Below are 14906 nucleotides of genomic sequence, written 5' to 3' on the forward strand. Positions count from 1 at the left end.
CAAGGGGCTTGTTCTCTTTTCTGAGTGACTTACACCGCATTTTTTCACGGCTACACGCCAGCTTCATCGTCTACGCTTTCTGACTGACACGTTTTCGCCATCAGCATGGATGGCTCAACACCAGAAAGGAGCATAACGATGAAGCAAACTGTGGCGGCAATGCTGGCAAAAACCCTGGAAAACGCCGGCGTAAAACGCATTTGGGGCGTCACCGGTGACTCACTTAACGGGCTGAGCGACAGCCTGAATCGCATGGGCACCATCGAATGGATGCCGACGCGCCATGAAGAAGTGGCGGCCTTCGCGGCCGGCGCCGAAGCTCAAATCAGCGGCGAATTGGCGGTATGCGCCGGTTCCTGTGGACCGGGCAACCTACATCTCATCAACGGCTTGTTTGATTGCCACCGTAACCACGTTCCGGTTTTGGCGATCGCCGCCCACATTCCTTCCAGCGAAATCGGCAGCGGCTATTTCCAGGAAACCCACCCGCAAGAATTGTTCCGTGAATGCAGCCACTATTGCGAGCTGGTTTCCAATCCGGAGCAGCTGCCGCAGGTGCTGGGCATTGCGATGCGTAAAGCGATTCTTAATCGTGGCGTATCGGTGATTGTGATCCCCGGCGACGTGGCGTTGCAGCCGGCCCCGGAAAGCGCACGCAGCGAATGGTATCCGCCGCAGTTGCCGCACGTGGTGCCAACCGCCAGCGAAGTGGCAGCGTTAGCCGAAACGCTGAATGGAGCGAAAAATATCACTCTGCTGTGCGGCAGCGGCTGCGCTGGCGCGCACGCCGAAGTGGTGAAGCTGGCAGAAACGCTGAAAGCGCCGATTGTGCATGCGATGCGCGGTAAAGAGCACATCGAATACGATAACCCTTACGATGTCGGCATGACCGGATTGATTGGATTCTCCTCCGGTTTCCACGCCATGATGAATGCCGATACCTTAGTGCTGCTGGGGACGCAATTCCCCTATCGCGCCTTCTATCCGGCCGATGCCAAAATCATCCAGATCGACATTAATCCGGGCAGCCTTGGCTCACACAGCCATGTGGATATGGCGCTGGTGGGTGACATCAAAACCACCTTGCATGCGCTGCAGCCGCAGCTCACCAGCAAAACCGATCGCCAGCATCTGGACAAAGCGCTGGAGCATTATGTCGATGCGCGCAAAGGGCTGGACGAGTTGGCCACTGCTAACGATAAGCTGGCGATTCACCCGCAATATCTGGCCCAGCAAATCAGCGAATACGCCGATGACGACGCCATCTTTACCTGCGACGTCGGCACGCCAACCGTGTGGGCGGCGCGCTATCTGAAGATGAACGGCAAACGTCGTTTAATCGGCTCGTTCAATCACGGTTCGATGGCCAACGCCATGCCGCAGGCGTTAGGCGCACAGTCGCTGGACAAGCAGCGTCAGGTGGTGGCGCTGTGCGGCGACGGCGGTTTTAGCATGTTGATGGGTGATTTCATTTCGGTGGCGCAGCTCAAACTGCCGGTGAAACTGGTGATCTTTAATAACAGCGTGCTGGGCTTTGTGGCGATGGAGATGAAAGCCGGTGGCTATCTGACCGACGGCACCGACCTCGAAAACCCCGATTTCGCCGCCATCGCCGCCGCCTGCGGCATCAAAGGCATTCGCGTCGAGAAAGCCTCCGATCTCAACGGCGCGTTGCAGGAAGCCTTTGCGCATGATGGTCCGGTGCTGCTTGACGTGATTACCGCCAAGGAAGAGTTGTCGATGCCGCCGCAGATCAAAGCCGAGCAGGCCAAAGGTTTCAGCCTCTACATGATGCGTGCCATTCTGAATGGGCGCGGTGATGAGATCGTGGAGCTGGCGAAAACCAACTGGCTGAGGTAAAACAATTCAGGCCAAACATGATGATAACGCGGGCGCTTCGCCCGCTTTTTTATTTCAGGAGAGCGACGTGATCGATTTACGCAGTGATACCGTAACCCGCCCGAGTGCTGCCATGCTCGATGCCATGATGGCAGCCGAAACCGGCGATGATGTCTACCGCGATGACCCCACCGTACACGCACTGGAAGTCGAAGCCGCACGCTTGAGCGGCAAAGCCGCCGCCCTGTTCTTCCCCACCGGCACGCAAGCTAATCTGGTAGCGCTGCTGTGTCACTGTCAGCGCGGCGATGAATATATCGTGGGTCAGCAGGCGCACAACTACAAATATGAAGCTGGCGGTGCCGCAGTGCTCGGCAGCATTCAGCCGCAGCCGATTCTGCATGCGGAAGATGGTTCCCTGCCACTGGCGGATGTGGCCGCCGCCATCAAACCCGACGATTTCCACTTCGCCCGCACGCGTCTGTTGAGCCTGGAAAACACCCATCACGGTAAAGTGCTGCCGCTGAGCTATCTGGAGCAAGCCTGGACATTCACCCGCGAGCATAAGCTGGCGCTGCACATTGATGGCGCACGTATTTTTAACGCCGTGGTGGCACAGAATGTGGAGCTGGAAGCAATTGCGCGTTACTGCGACACCTTAACCATTTGCCTGTCAAAAGGCCTCGGCACGCCGATTGGTTCGCTGCTGTGTGGCGATGAGGCCTACATTGAGCAAGCGCGTCGCTGGCGCAAAATGACCGGCGGCGGCATGCGTCAGTCGGGCATTCTGGCCGCAGCGGGGCTATATGCGTTAAAGCACAATGTCGCGCGTCTCAAAGAGGATCATGATAATGCGGCGTGGCTAGGCGAGCAGCTCAGCGCCATCGGCGTTGAAGTGCTCAATCAGCACACCAACATGCTGTTTGTGAAGGTGCCATCAGAGAGAGTTGAAGCGCTGAAAAGCTGGATGCAGTCAGGCGATGTGCTAATCAGCGTTGGGCCCGTGACGCGTATTGTCACGCATCTGGATGTCAGCCGTCAGGATCTGCAACGGCTGGTAGCGCACTGGCAGGCATTCCTGCAGCAGTAAACATCGTAGGGTCGCCATTCATGGCGACCACTGCTATGGCGACCAATGCGGCGCATCACTGCGCCGCACCGTACTTCGCTAATAATGCGCGGGCAATCGCCAGGGTTTCCGCATCGGCGATGCCGCGATAATCACGTGGGCGGAAATGCATCTGAAACGCCGCAATCAACCTGCGCTGCATCTGCGGCGTGGTCGCCGCCGCAACGTCGTAGCCATAGCGCTGCAGCGCATCCAGCAGTTCTGCCTGATCCACGCCTTCATCCGCCGCGCGTCCGTTAAGATAGCGCTGCACCGTTGCCTGCTCGGGCCACGCGCCTAAACCTTGCTCTGCCAGCTGCTGCCACGGAAACAGCGGACCGGGATCCTGCTTACGCTGCGGCGCGATATCGCTGTGTCCGACCACATTTTCCGGCGCGATGCCGTAGCGCTGGGTGATGTCCTCGACCAGCGCCACCAGCGCGCTGATCTGCTGTGGCGTGAAGGGCTGCCACTGCAAACCCGTTAAGGTTCGACGATAACCACTGTTAACAATTTCAATACCAATCGAAGTGTCATTGATGCGCGTTGCGCCGCGCCAGAAACTCGGGCCCGCGTGCCACGCGAGCTGGCTTTCCGGCACCAATTGCCACACCACGCCCTTGCCGTTTTTCTGCGGCGGATGCTGCGGAATCAGGTAGTGCGCGCTAACGTCCCGATCGGTCAGCGTCGCCAGCGAACTGGAGAAATCCTCGGCGGTGTAGTGAATCACCACCACCTTAATGCGCGGTCGCGCGCCCTGCGCCGGATGTGCGGTATCCACCCAGTAACCGTGGCGCGCTTCAATCGATGACTGACAAGCGCTGAGTAACAGCGCCATCGCCAGCAGGACAACCACGCGCATTAGCGAATAATCACGGCGGTGCCGGTGACGCTCACCATCAACATGCTGCCCTCTTTACCGACAGTTTCGTAGTCGATATCAATGCCCACCACCGCATTGGCGCCGAGCGCTTTCGCCTGTTCTTCCAGCTCTTTGAAGGCGATCTGGCGCGCTTTGCGTAACTCTTTTTCGTAGGCGCCAGAGCGGCCACCGACGATATCGCGGATGCCGGCGAAGAAATCGCGGAAAATATTGGCGCCGAGAATCGCTTCACCGGCGACCACGCCGCAATATTCACTGATGCTGTGTCCTTCCAGCGTAGGCGTTGTAGAAAATTTCATGGTGTTCTCCTTTTCTGAATCAGCGGGTTATAGCTCGTAAGGCGTAAAAGCAAGGCTATACTCTATGCTAAAAATGGCGCTTTGCCAGTGAACAATAAGGAAATCGAGATGAGAAACAATGCCTTTGCGCTGCTTATACCCGCGGCGTTGCTGCTAAGTGCTTGTACCACCGTTGAGCCAGTCATTAAGGATAATGGCCCGCGCACCGCTGCCTGTGTTGAGGGTGGTCCGGACAGCGTGGCGCAACAGTTCTACGATTTACGCGTCAGCCAGCCGACGCAAGGTTTGCCAGACAGCAACACGCTGGCAAAATACCGTCCTTACCTCAGCGATCATCTGTATCAGAAGCTGCTGAGTGCCAGCAGCCAGAACCCGAAACCGGCGGCGTGGACCAGCGGCGATCTCTTCTCCAGCCTGGCGCAAGGCCCAACTTCAGCGGACGTGGCCAGCGCATCCACCATTCCTAACCGCGACGCGCGCAATATCCCGCTGCGCGTTGAGCTGAGCCGTGACAGCAAAACCTGGCAAGATGAAGTGCTGATGATCCACGAAGGCACCTGCTGGGTGGTTGATGATGTGCGTTATGTCGGCCAGGTGCCACACGTTGGCGGCGGTTCGCTGACACAGCTACTTGAAGCGAAAAAGTAGCCGTTCACTTTTCCCGCAGTTAACACCATTGATTAGCGCGCCGCATCCTTGCGGCGCTTTTTGTTGATATTTTGTGAACTAAATTGGGCTCGCCAGCCCTCATCCACCTTGAGTTGCGCGATATTGTGCTACGCTTTGGAGGTTTCACTGCTCTTTAATAAATATTAACCCACCACAATTGCATAACTATTCTGGTGACGTTAAAATCCGCGACACTAATTACTATTCATTTTTTGCGCATGAGTATTCAACTAAACGCCATAAACTGTTTTTACGGTGCCCATCAGGCGCTGTTCGATATCAACCTGGCTTGTCCGCAGGGTGAAACGCTGGTGTTGCTCGGCCCGAGTGGCGCGGGTAAAAGTTCGCTCCTGCGCGTCCTCAATTTGCTGGAGCAACCGCGTTCCGGCAGCCTGCAGATTGCCGGCAACCAGTTTGATTTCACCAAAGCCCCTTCCGACAGCGCGATTCGCGAGCTGCGGCAGAACGTCGGCATGGTATTCCAGCAATACAATCTGTGGCCGCACCTGAGCGTGGTGCAAAACCTGATTGAAGCGCCGTGCCGCGTGCTCGGTCTCAGCAAGGACGCCGCGCGTGCGCGTGCTGAAAAGCTGCTGGATCGTCTGCGCCTGACGCCCTACGCCGATCGCTTCCCGCTGCATCTTTCCGGCGGCCAGCAGCAGCGCGTCGCGATTGCCCGTGCGCTGATGATGGAGCCGCAGGTGCTGCTGTTTGATGAACCGACCGCCGCGCTCGATCCCGAAATCACCGCCCAGATCGTCAGCATTATTCGTGAGCTGGCCCAGACCAACATCACACAAGTGATCGTGACGCACGAAGTGGAAGTGGCGCGTAAAACCGCCAGCCGCGTGGTGTATATGGAAAACGGTCACATTGTTGAGCAAGGCGATGCCAGCCACTTTACACAGCCGCAAACCGACGCGTTTGCTAATTATCTTTCGCATTAAGTCAGGATGCTTCTAATGAAAAAAGTTGTAATTGCTGCCCTCCTTGCTGGCCTGAGCCTCAGCGCTTCAGCGGCACAGACATTGCGTTTTGCTACCGAGGCTTCTTATCCTCCGTTTGAATTCGTCGACTCTGATAACAAAATTCAGGGCTTTGATGTCGATCTGGCTAACGCGCTGTGTAAAGAGATGGATGCGACCTGCACCTTCACCAATCAGGCGTTCGATAGCCTGATCCCAAGCCTGAAGTTCCGTCGTTTTGACGCGGTGATGGCGGGCATGGACATCACGCCAGATCGTGAGAAGCAAGTGCTGTTCTCCAAGCCGTACTACGACAACTCTGCCATCTTCATCGCGCAGAAAGGCAAAATGGCTGACGTGGCCGCGCTGAAAGGCAAACGTGTTGGCGTGCAGAACGGTACCACGCATCAGAAATACCTCTCTGACAAGCACAGCGACATCACCGTTGTGCCTTACGACAGCTACCAGAACGCGGTGCTGGATCTGAAAAACGGCCGCATTGACGCCGTGTTCGGTGACACCGCCGTGGTCAACGAGTGGCTGAAGCAGAACGCCAACCTCGCGCCGCTGGGTGAGAAAGTGACGGATAAAGATTACTTCGGTACCGGCTTAGGTATTGCCGTGCGTCAGGGCAACAGCGAGCTGCAGGGCAAGTTCAATGCGGCGCTGGAGAAGATCAAAGCTGACGGCACTTACAAAACCATCTACAGCAAATGGTTCCAGCAGTAATTTCTGATGAATGAAATGATTCCACTCGCAAGCGCCGCCGGTATGACCGTCGGCCTTGCCGTTTGTGCACTGATCGCCGGCCTTGTGCTGGCGATGATTTTTGCTGGCTGGGAATCGCTGCGCTGGAAACCGCTGGCGTGGCTCGGTACCGCGCTGGTGACGCTGATTCGCGGCCTGCCGGAAATTCTGGTGGTGCTGTTTATCTATTTCGGCGCTTCTCAGCTGCTGCTGACGCTCTCCGATGGCTTCCACATCAATCTTGGCCTGTTTGCTATTCCGGTGCAGGTGCAGATTGAAAACTTCGACGTCAGTCCCTTCCTGTGTGGTGTGATTGCGCTGGCGATGCTCTATTCCGCCTATGCGTCACAAACCCTGCGCGGCGCGCTGAAAGCGGTGCCGGTCGGTCAATGGGAATCGGGTCAGGCGCTGGGCATGAAAAAGTCGGCGATTTTTCTGCGCCTGATCATGCCGCAGATGTGGCGTCACGCGCTGCCTGGTTTGGGTAACCAATGGCTGGTGCTGCTGAAGGATACCGCGCTGGTATCGCTGATCAGCGTGAACGACCTGATGCTGCAAACCAAAAGCATTGCCACGCGCACACAAGAGCCGTTTACCTGGTATCTGGTGGCGGCGGCGATCTATCTGATTATCACGCTGTTCAGTCAGTTCGTGCTGCGCCGCATTGAATTGCGCACCACGCGTTTCGAGCGAGGGGCTTAAAGCATGCTGGATTATTTACCCGAGCTGCTGAAAGGGTTACACACCAGCCTGACGCTGACCGTGGCATCGTTGATTGCGGCATTGCTGCTCTCTGTACTCTGCACCATCGTGCTGGCGCTCAAAGTGCCGGTCCTCAATTGGCTGGTGAAAGGCTATATCACCCTGTTTACCGGCACGCCGCTGCTGGTGCAGATCTTCCTGATCTATTACGGTCCCGGCCAGTTCCCCAGCATCCAGAACATTCCGTGGTTGTGGCATCTGCTGTCGCAGCCGTGGCTGTGTGCGCTGCTGGCGCTGTCGCTCAACAGTGCGGCTTACACCACCCAGCTGTTTTACGGTGCGGTGCGCGCCATTCCGTCCGGTCAATGGCAATCCTGCGCGGCGCTCGGCATGAACCGTAAAGATACGCTGCGCATTCTGCTACCGTATGCCTTTAAGCGCGCCCTGTCGTCCTACTCCAACGAAGTGGTGCTGGTCTTCAAAAGTACCTCGCTGGCTTACACCATTACGTTGATGGAAGTGATGGGCCACGGACAACTGCTGTATGGCCGCACTTACGATATCTCGGTGTACGCCGCCGCTGGCCTGATCTATCTGGTGGTTAACGGCTTGCTGACGCTGATGATGCGTTTGGTTGAGAAGCGTGCGCTGGCATTTGAGCGCCGTAACTGATGTCACCCCAGCGGGAGCCCGAAAAGCGCCCGCTGTTCATTTAAATTAATAAGCAAAAATATTGCATATAAATTCATTAACTGGCATCGTGTAACCCGTTCCGTCTCTGGCATGGTTTACAGGAGTTACATAATGAAAAAATGGATCGTTGCTGCTGCGCTGGCAACTCTGGCAATGAATGCTTATGCGGCGGAAAAAATCCGCTTTGCCTCTTCCGCCACTTATCCCCCGTTCGAATCCCTTGATCACGACAACCAAATCGTTGGCTTCGATATCGATCTGGCAAAAGCACTGTGTCAGCAGATGAAAGCGGATTGCACCTTCACCAATAATGCCTTCGATAGCCTGATCCCGTCGCTGAAATTCCGTCGCTATGACGCAGTGATTTCCGGCATGGATATCACCGCCGATCGCAGCAAGCAGGTTGATTTCACCCAGCCTTACTACGCTAACTCGGCGATTGTGATTGCGCATAAAGGCCAGTTCACCGACTTCAGCCAGTTAAAAGGCAAACGTGTTGGCGTTGAGAACGGCACCACGCATCAGAAATACCTGCTGGAGAAACATCCGGAGGTGATTGCGGTGGCGTATGACAGCTATCAGAACGCGATTCTCGACCTGAAAAACGGTCGCCTGAACGGTGTGTTTGGTGATACGGCGGTGGTGAATCAGTGGCTGAAGGCTAATGAAGATCTCAGCGCGGTCGGCGAGCACATCACCGATACCGACTTCTTCGGTACCGGTTTAGGTATCGCGGTGCGCAAAGGCAATGAGCCGCTGCTGAACGAGCTGAACAGCGCGTTAGTGGCGTTGAAAGCCAACGGCACCTGGCAGCAAATCAATCAGAAGTGGTTCCCGGAATAAGCATTATGGGATAGCGTGGCGGACGCCTGGCAGGTTCTGCACGTCCTCCGTTCAGGTGAACGTTACGCTGTTCCACCCTTCTTAAGCAAACACAGCACTTCAAAATGCGCGGTATGCGGGAACATATCGAACAGCTGCACGCGGCTCACCTCATACTCCACCAGACGCGCGATATCCTGCGCCATGCTGCTGGGATTGCAGCTGGAATAGAGAATGTAATCCGGCGCCATTTCACTGAGATAAGCGCACAACTCTGCGCCAATACCGCGACGCGGCGGATTCACCAGCACCAGCTGCGGCACGGCTTTACGCGAAGTGGCGAACTGCGTGGAATCCAGCGCGGCAAAACTCACTTTGTCTAATCCCAGCTGCTGTGCCGACTGCTGCGCACAGGCGATGGCTTCAGCATTGATTTCGATGCCGGTCAGCTGCATCTCGGGCGTGGCGCAGTGCAGGCCAAATCCCCCGACGCCACAAAACAGATCCCACATGCTGCTAACCGGCAACTGCGCGACCCAATCGCGCGCGCTGGCATAGAGATCGGCCGCCACCTGTGGGTTGGTCTGGAAGAAGCTTTGCGGGCGGATATAGAGCGGCACCTGATTAAAGCTCTCCGCCAGCGCCTGATCCGGCGTCAGCGCAATCTCTTCATCGCCTTCAAGAATCGCCATATGCACTGGCTGAATATTGGCAGAGATCACCTTCAGCTGCGGCAGCTGCTGTTGCAGCCACGGCAAGGCATCGCGCAGCTGTTGTAGCTTACTGGTGGATCGCAGCACAAAACGCAGCATCATGCCGCCCTGCGTACTCTCCGTCAGCAGCAGAAACTTCAGCTCACCGCGTTTGCGGACCACGTTATAGGGCGTTAAACCGGCGCGGGCGATAAAAGGTTTGAGTAGCCCGAACACCGCACTGAAGCTGTCGGGATAGAGCGGACAAGCGCAGAGATCGACCGGTTCACCGTCACGCGCCACCATGCCGAAAATGGGCCGCTCCACGCTCCCGCTCACCACCATTTTGGCTTTATTACGAAACCCTTGCTGCGCAGATTCCACCGGCGGCAGCCATTCGCCCACCGGCTTCTCAGCCAGCAGTTGTTCCAGCAGCGACTGCTTGTCGTTGAGCTGTTGCGGATAGGGTTTTTCCAGCCACTGGCACGAACGACAGCGACCGGCATCATAAAGCGCGCAATGCATGCAAATGCCTGTATTCAGAATCGGGAGAAAAAATGGGGGGCGATTGTATCACCGGCGCCGGAAAAAAGCGCGACTGCTGGCGGGCACAAACAGCAGCCCTAACACCAACACATCCGGCAGCTTTTGCAGCAGCGTGTGATGAATAATCTGCGCATTACTTTCGCCGGGGATGCTAAAAATTTCCGGGTAGATCCAGCCCACCGATGCCATCAACATGTAGATCAGTACAATGATTTGCGTTGCGACATAGCCCCAGCGCCCACGATTGTTGCCGCGCATCAGAGTAAAGGCGCAGCGCAGTTCAAACAGGAAAATCAGCTGGCTGGCGATAAAGATCAGGGTGGAATCCCAGGCTTGCGCGCTGCGATGCACGAAGTTGGCGAGTTCGTCGTAACCCAGTTCGTTGGCCAGCATCAACACGCTGAGGCAGCGCGTAATGATGATAGCGCTGCCCGCCACCATTACCGGCACCGGCGTGGCGTTAATCATTGAACCGTGTTTCAGGGTTTCCGACATGGTATTGCTCCGTGACTGAGGTGCGCATGAATGCGCACCCTACGACGTAGGGTCGCCATTAATGGCGACCTTAATGTTACGGCGTTCAGCCACGTTTTGCTTTCTGAATATCGCGTAAACGCTGCTTTTCTTCGTGCGCCATAAAGCGCCAGGCGATAAAACCGACTAAACCGACGACAAACAGAATCAGCGAGGCTAAAGCGTTGATCTCCGGGTTGACGCCACGACGCACGGTGGCGAAAATCGCCATCGGCAAAGTGGTCGCGCCTGGGCCGGTCACGAAGCTGGCAATCACCAAATCATCCAGCGATAAGGTAAACGCCAGCAGCCAGCCGGTAACAATCGCCGGCGCGATCATCGGCACGGTGATGACGAAGAACACTTTCACCGGCGTTGCGCCGAGATCCATCGCCGCCTCTTCAATCGAGCGATCCAGTTCACGCAGACGCGAGTTGATCACCACCGCCACGTAAGCAGTACAGAAGGTCACGTGCGCCAGCCAGATAGTCAGCATGCCGCGATCGCTCGGCCAGCCAAAGGTGTTGCCCATCGCCACGAACAGCAGCAGCAAGGATAAACCGGTGATCACATCGGGCATCACCAGCGGCGCTGTCAGCATAAAGGCGAAGCCGTTATGTCCCCGGAAGCGGCCAAAGCGCACAATCACCACCGCCGCCATGGTGCCAAGCACCACCGCCATGGTGGCTGAGAGCGCGGCGATGGTCAGGCTGAGCCCCACCGCATCCAGCATCGCCTGATCCTGGAACAGCACTTTGTACCAGTGGAACGAGAAGCTCTCCCATACCGTGACCAGCGGCGAACTGTTGAAGGAGTAAACCACCAGCAGCAGCATCGGCGCGTACAGGAACATAAAGCACAGCACCAGAATCACGGTGCGCCACGGAGAGCGAATGGTCGGTAACTGGCTCATTCTTTCTCTCCCACTTCACGGTTCTGATGCTTGTGGAACCAGATAATCGGCAATATCAGAATCAACAGGATGATCACCGCCAGCGCGGACGCTACCGGCCAATCGCGGTTGTTAAAGAACTCCTGCCACAAAATACGCCCAATCATGATGCTGTCCGGACCGCCGAGCAGTTCCGGGATCACGTACTCGCCGACCGCAGGAATAAACACCAGCATCGAGCCGGCAATAATCCCGCCTTTGGTCAGCGGCACAATCACGCTGAAGAAAGTCTTCAACGGGCGTGCACCGAGATCCAGCGAGGCTTCCACCAGCGAATAATCAATACGCGTCAGCGCGGTGTAAATCGGCAGCACCATAAACGGCAGATAGCAGTAAACGATACCGATATACACCGCCGTGTTGGTGTAGAGGATCACCAGCGGATGATCGATAACCCCGAGCCACATCAGGAAGCGGTTGAGAATGCCGTTGTTGTTGAGCAGACCCATCCACGCGTAAACGCGCACCAGGAACGAGGTCCACGACGGCAGGATCACCAGCAGCAGCAGAATGGTGCGCATTGACGGCTTACTGTGCGCCACCGCCCACGCCAGCGGATAACCGATCATCAGGCAGATAATGGTGGAGATGCCCGCCACTTTCAGCGACGTCAGGTACGCATCGGCATACAGCGGATCGTCGGTCAGCGTGAAGTAGTTACCGAGATTGAGCACCAGATTGAGCTGACCATCGGCCCAGGTGACCAAATCGGTGTAGGGCGGAATGGCGCGCGCAATGTCGGCAAAGCTGATCTTCAGCACGATCAGGAACGGCAGCAGGAACAGCAGGATCAGCCACAGATACGGCAAGGCAATTACCAGCTTGCGGCCGTGCTGCATCTTGATGCGCGTCGCCCAGCGCTGCAGCGGCGTGCCCACCACTTCGGGCTCGCTGCGTTGAGAAATCTGGCTCATATCGCCCCCTTAAACCGTCAGAACCACACAGCTGTCGGCGTCCCAGCAGAGACGCACTTCATCGCCCCACGTTGGCGCGCCTTTGCGGTAGCGATGGGCGTTTTGCAACTGTGCGCTGATCATCTGGCCGCTGCGCAGACGCACGTGATAAATCGACAGGTCGCCGAGATAGGCGATGTGAACCACTTCACCCACGGCAAAGTTACAGCCATCGGCAGGCACCTCTTCGCACAGCATCACTTTTTCCGGACGCAGCGCCACGTGGACCGGTACGTTATCGACCACGGAAACATCAGTCTGCACTTTCAGCGGATGCACTAAGCCCGGCGCATCAATGATCAGCGCCTCTTCGCCGCGTTCGCGTAGTAAACCTTCAAACACATTCACCGAACCGATGAACTCGGCGCTGTAGCGGCTGGTTGGGTGCTCGTAGATCTCTTCCGGCTCACCAATCTGCACGAATTTACCGCGGTTCATGATGGCGATGCGGCCCGCCATGGTCATCGCTTCTTCCTGATCGTGCGTCACCATTACGCAGGTGGCGCCGACACGCTCAAGAATATCGACCACTTCGTGCTGCATGCGGTCACGCAGTTTTTTATCCAGCGCGCCCATCGGCTCGTCAAGCAGCAGCAGTTTGGGACGCTTCGCCAGGCTACGCGCCAGCGCCACACGCTGACGCTGGCCGCCAGAGAGCTGATGCGGCTTACGTTTGGCAAACTCCTGCATGTGCACCAGCGACAGCATCTCTTCGACGCGGCTGCTGATTTCGCCTTTCGGCAGTTTGTCCTGCTTGAGGCCAAAGGCGATGTTCTGCTCCACCGTCATGTGCGGGAACAGTGCGTAGGACTGGAACATCATGTTGATCGGGCGCTGATACGGCGGAACATGCGAGAGATCCTGACCATCCAGCACAATCTGGCCGCTGGTTGGCGGTTCGAATCCCGCCAGCATGCGCAGCAAGGTCGATTTACCACAGCCGGATGCGCCCAGCAGCGCAAAAATCTCACCTTTGTAAATGGTCAGACTGACATCATCCACGGCGTGCTGGCCGTCAAAAGATTTGGTCAGGTTGCGAATTTCCAGCAGCGGCGTCAACGCCTTAGCCGTTTTATTTGGGGGGCGGGGAATCGCGTCGTTCACTAACATTTCTCCGGCGCTAAAATCGCGCGGCACAGCCAGCCGCTAAAAATGGCACAACAGAGGCCATTACTGCGCCTCTGCTGTCGTCTTCAGGCAATAATCGTTCAGAACGAATTACTTACCACTTTTTACTTTAGTCCATGCACGGGTACGCACACGATCCAGTTTCGGATCCTGGACCTTGAGCACAAACAGTTTGGCCATGGCATCCGGCGTTGGGAAGATGCCCGGATTGTTACGCACGTCCGCATTGATCAGCGGCAGCGAAGCTTTGTTACCGTTGGCATAGTTCATGTTGTTGGAAACATCAGCGATGACTTTTGGATCCATCATGTAGTTAAGGAATTGGTAGGCACCTTCCACATTTTTCGCGTCTTTTGGAATCGCAAACATGTCGAAGAATGCCAGTGCGCCCTGCTTCGGCACGATATAGCCGAGATGCACGCCGTTGTTGGCTTTGTCCGCACGATCTTTCGCCTGCAGGATATCGCCCGACCAGCCAATCGCCACGCAGATGTTGCCGTTCGCCAGGTCGTTAATGTACTGCGACGAGTGGAAGTAACGGATGTTCGGGCGCAGTTTCAGCAGCAAATCGGTCGCCGCGCCAGAGTAATCTTTCGCGTCAGAGCTGTTAGGATCTTTGCCAAGGTAGTTCAGCACGGTAGCGAAAATCTCTTCCGGTGCATCGAGGAAGGACACCCCGCAGCCTTTCAGTTTTTCCAGGTTTTCCGGTTTCAGCACCAGATCCCAGCTATCCAGCGGGACATCTTTGCCCAGTGCGGCTTTCACTTTATCGACGTTATAACCGATGCCGGTGGTGCCCCACAGATAAGGAATCGCGTATTTGTTACCCGGATCGTGCTGGGCTACTTTCGCCATCAGATCGGGATCGAGGTTTTTGTAGTTCGGCAGCTTGCTCTTATCCAGCTCCTGGAACACGCCTGATTGCAGCTGACGCGCGAGGAAGCTCGATGACGGCACCACCACGTCGTATCCGGTGCTGCCCGCCATTAATTTGCCTTCCAACACTTCGTTGGAATCAAAGACGTCATACACCACTTTATCGCCGGTCTGCTTTTCGAAGTTCGGCACGGTATCCGCCGCGATATAATCGGACCAGTTATACACATGTACCGTACTGCCTTCGGCCTGCACACCGCCGGCCGCAGCCATCAATGCACCAGCAACCACACCTGACAACCATTTTTTACGTTGGTTGAACATGTTTTACTTCCTCCTGAGCGGGTCATCACAACGCTGCATACACGGCGATCCGGACGTTGCGTTTTCTGTTAAATCACAGGCACACAATGAATCAATATTCATCATGAGTTTAATAGCAAAAACCTATACCTGCGCTGAGGTTGCACGTCTCAAGCAGCCCCGCAAGAATAGCCCCCCCGCACCACCTTCACCAGA

At 56.3% G+C, this 14906-nt stretch carries 16 protein-coding genes; 8 read left to right on the forward strand and 8 right to left on the reverse strand.

The window, feature by feature from the left end:
- Positions 1 to 138 precede the first annotated feature (138 nt).
- Both poxB and ltaE read left to right on the forward strand, forming a co-directional pair.
- Positions 139 to 1860, forward strand: coding sequence for a ubiquinone-dependent pyruvate dehydrogenase (gene poxB, locus HX773_RS06530; RefSeq protein WP_176970892.1), 1722 nt, complete (start codon positions 139 to 141; stop codon positions 1858 to 1860).
- Between the two features lie 67 nt (positions 1861 to 1927).
- Complete coding sequence (ltaE, locus tag HX773_RS06535) at positions 1928 to 2929, forward strand: low-specificity L-threonine aldolase (protein ID WP_176970893.1); 1002 nt, start codon at positions 1928 to 1930, stop codon at positions 2927 to 2929.
- Positions 2930 to 2984: 55 nt separating this feature from the next.
- Here ltaE and HX773_RS06540 read toward each other — a convergent pair whose 3' ends face one another.
- A complete protein-coding gene (locus HX773_RS06540) occupies positions 2985 to 3809 on the reverse strand; it encodes an N-acetylmuramoyl-L-alanine amidase (RefSeq protein WP_176970894.1) in 825 nt (274 codons plus the stop codon).
- Entirely contained in the window at positions 3809 to 4129 is a 321-nt protein-coding gene (locus HX773_RS06545; RefSeq protein WP_007887640.1) for a heavy metal-binding domain-containing protein, read from the reverse strand. The genes HX773_RS06540 and HX773_RS06545 overlap by 1 nt, the downstream gene beginning before the upstream one ends.
- Positions 4130 to 4237: 108 nt before the next feature.
- On the opposite strand from HX773_RS06545, the gene HX773_RS06550 reads away from it, so the two are divergent.
- The 6 genes from HX773_RS06550 (at position 4238) to artJ (HX773_RS06575) (ending at position 8748) form a co-directional block, all read left to right on the forward strand.
- Positions 4238 to 4777 carry a lipoprotein gene (locus HX773_RS06550; protein WP_176970895.1) on the forward strand — a complete coding sequence of 180 codons (540 nt, stop codon included), beginning with the start codon at positions 4238 to 4240 and terminating at the stop codon, positions 4775 to 4777.
- Positions 4778 to 5016: 239 nt separating this feature from the next.
- Positions 5017 to 5745 carry an arginine ABC transporter ATP-binding protein ArtP gene (artP, locus tag HX773_RS06555; protein ID WP_008102444.1) on the forward strand — a complete coding sequence of 243 codons (729 nt, stop codon included), beginning with the start codon at positions 5017 to 5019 and terminating at the stop codon, positions 5743 to 5745.
- A 15-nt stretch (positions 5746 to 5760) separates the two neighbouring features.
- Positions 5761 to 6492 (forward strand): arginine ABC transporter substrate-binding protein, encoded by a 732-nt coding sequence (gene artJ, locus HX773_RS06560; protein ID WP_008102446.1) that lies wholly within the window; start codon positions 5761 to 5763, stop codon positions 6490 to 6492.
- A gap of 6 nt (positions 6493 to 6498) precedes the next feature.
- Positions 6499 to 7212, forward strand: a complete 714-nt coding sequence (artQ, locus tag HX773_RS06565; RefSeq protein ID WP_110865829.1) for an arginine ABC transporter permease ArtQ — start codon at positions 6499 to 6501, stop codon at positions 7210 to 7212.
- A 3-nt stretch (positions 7213 to 7215) separates the two neighbouring features.
- Positions 7216 to 7884, forward strand: a complete 669-nt coding sequence (artM, locus tag HX773_RS06570) for an arginine ABC transporter permease ArtM (RefSeq protein ID WP_176970896.1) — start codon at positions 7216 to 7218, stop codon at positions 7882 to 7884.
- A 132-nt stretch (positions 7885 to 8016) separates the two neighbouring features.
- Entirely contained in the window at positions 8017 to 8748 is a 732-nt protein-coding gene (gene artJ, locus HX773_RS06575; protein WP_176970897.1) for an arginine ABC transporter substrate-binding protein, read from the forward strand.
- 62 nt (positions 8749 to 8810) lie between these two features.
- Here the strand turns inward: artJ (HX773_RS06575) and rlmC are convergent, their stop codons facing one another.
- From rlmC to potF, 6 genes are all read right to left on the reverse strand, one after another.
- Positions 8811 to 9944, reverse strand: coding sequence for a 23S rRNA (uracil(747)-C(5))-methyltransferase RlmC (rlmC, locus tag HX773_RS06580; protein WP_176970898.1), 1134 nt, complete (start codon positions 9942 to 9944; stop codon positions 8811 to 8813).
- Between the two features lie 48 nt (positions 9945 to 9992).
- The gene (locus HX773_RS06585) at positions 9993 to 10460 is read right to left on the reverse strand and encodes a YbjO family protein (RefSeq protein ID WP_176970899.1); all 468 of its coding nucleotides are present in this window, start codon (positions 10458 to 10460) and stop codon (positions 9993 to 9995) included.
- A gap of 85 nt (positions 10461 to 10545) precedes the next feature.
- Entirely contained in the window at positions 10546 to 11391 is an 846-nt protein-coding gene (gene potI / locus HX773_RS06590; protein ID WP_061717175.1) for a putrescine ABC transporter permease PotI, read from the reverse strand.
- Positions 11388 to 12344 (reverse strand): putrescine ABC transporter permease PotH, encoded by a 957-nt coding sequence (gene potH / locus HX773_RS06595; RefSeq protein ID WP_176970900.1) that lies wholly within the window; start codon positions 12342 to 12344, stop codon positions 11388 to 11390. The genes potI and potH overlap by 4 nt, the downstream gene beginning before the upstream one ends.
- Positions 12345 to 12353: 9 nt before the next feature.
- Positions 12354 to 13487: a putrescine ABC transporter ATP-binding subunit PotG gene (gene potG / locus HX773_RS06600; RefSeq protein WP_176971012.1), complete on the reverse strand. Its 1134-nt coding sequence runs from the start codon at positions 13485 to 13487 to the stop codon at positions 12354 to 12356.
- Positions 13488 to 13601: 114 nt separating this feature from the next.
- The gene (gene potF / locus HX773_RS06605) at positions 13602 to 14711 is read right to left on the reverse strand and encodes a spermidine/putrescine ABC transporter substrate-binding protein PotF (RefSeq protein ID WP_176970901.1); all 1110 of its coding nucleotides are present in this window, start codon (positions 14709 to 14711) and stop codon (positions 13602 to 13604) included.
- Positions 14712 to 14906: the final 195 nt, after the last annotated feature.

The sequence above is a fragment of the Pantoea sp. B9002 genome, from assembly GCF_013385945.1.
Taxonomy (GTDB): domain Bacteria; phylum Pseudomonadota; class Gammaproteobacteria; order Enterobacterales; family Enterobacteriaceae; genus Pantoea.

Excerpts from the sequence above, each read along its gene's own strand:
- artP (WP_008102444.1), top strand. The coding sequence starts at position 5,017 with ATGAGTATTCAACTAAACGCCATAAACTGTTTTTACGGTGCCCATCAG.
- artJ (WP_176970897.1), top strand. The coding sequence starts at position 8,017 with ATGAAAAAATGGATCGTTGCTGCTGCGCTGGCAACTCTGGCAATGAAT.
- poxB (WP_176970892.1), top strand. The coding sequence starts at position 139 with ATGAAGCAAACTGTGGCGGCAATGCTGGCAAAAACCCTGGAAAACGCC.
- artM (WP_176970896.1), top strand. The coding sequence starts at position 7,216 with ATGCTGGATTATTTACCCGAGCTGCTGAAAGGGTTACACACCAGCCTG.
- artJ (WP_008102446.1), top strand. The coding sequence starts at position 5,761 with ATGAAAAAAGTTGTAATTGCTGCCCTCCTTGCTGGCCTGAGCCTCAGC.
- HX773_RS06540 (WP_176970894.1), bottom strand. The coding sequence starts at position 3,809 with ATGCGCGTGGTTGTCCTGCTGGCGATGGCGCTGTTACTCAGCGCTTGT.
- artQ (WP_110865829.1), top strand. The coding sequence starts at position 6,499 with ATGAATGAAATGATTCCACTCGCAAGCGCCGCCGGTATGACCGTCGGC.
- potH (WP_176970900.1), bottom strand. The coding sequence starts at position 12,344 with ATGAGCCAGATTTCTCAACGCAGCGAGCCCGAAGTGGTGGGCACGCCG.
- potI (WP_061717175.1), bottom strand. The coding sequence starts at position 11,391 with ATGAGCCAGTTACCGACCATTCGCTCTCCGTGGCGCACCGTGATTCTG.
- HX773_RS06585 (WP_176970899.1), bottom strand. The coding sequence starts at position 10,460 with ATGTCGGAAACCCTGAAACACGGTTCAATGATTAACGCCACGCCGGTG.
- HX773_RS06545 (WP_007887640.1), bottom strand. The coding sequence starts at position 4,129 with ATGAAATTTTCTACAACGCCTACGCTGGAAGGACACAGCATCAGTGAA.
- rlmC (WP_176970898.1), bottom strand. The coding sequence starts at position 9,944 with ATGCATTGCGCGCTTTATGATGCCGGTCGCTGTCGTTCGTGCCAGTGG.
- potF (WP_176970901.1), bottom strand. The coding sequence starts at position 14,711 with ATGTTCAACCAACGTAAAAAATGGTTGTCAGGTGTGGTTGCTGGTGCA.
- HX773_RS06550 (WP_176970895.1), top strand. The coding sequence starts at position 4,238 with ATGAGAAACAATGCCTTTGCGCTGCTTATACCCGCGGCGTTGCTGCTA.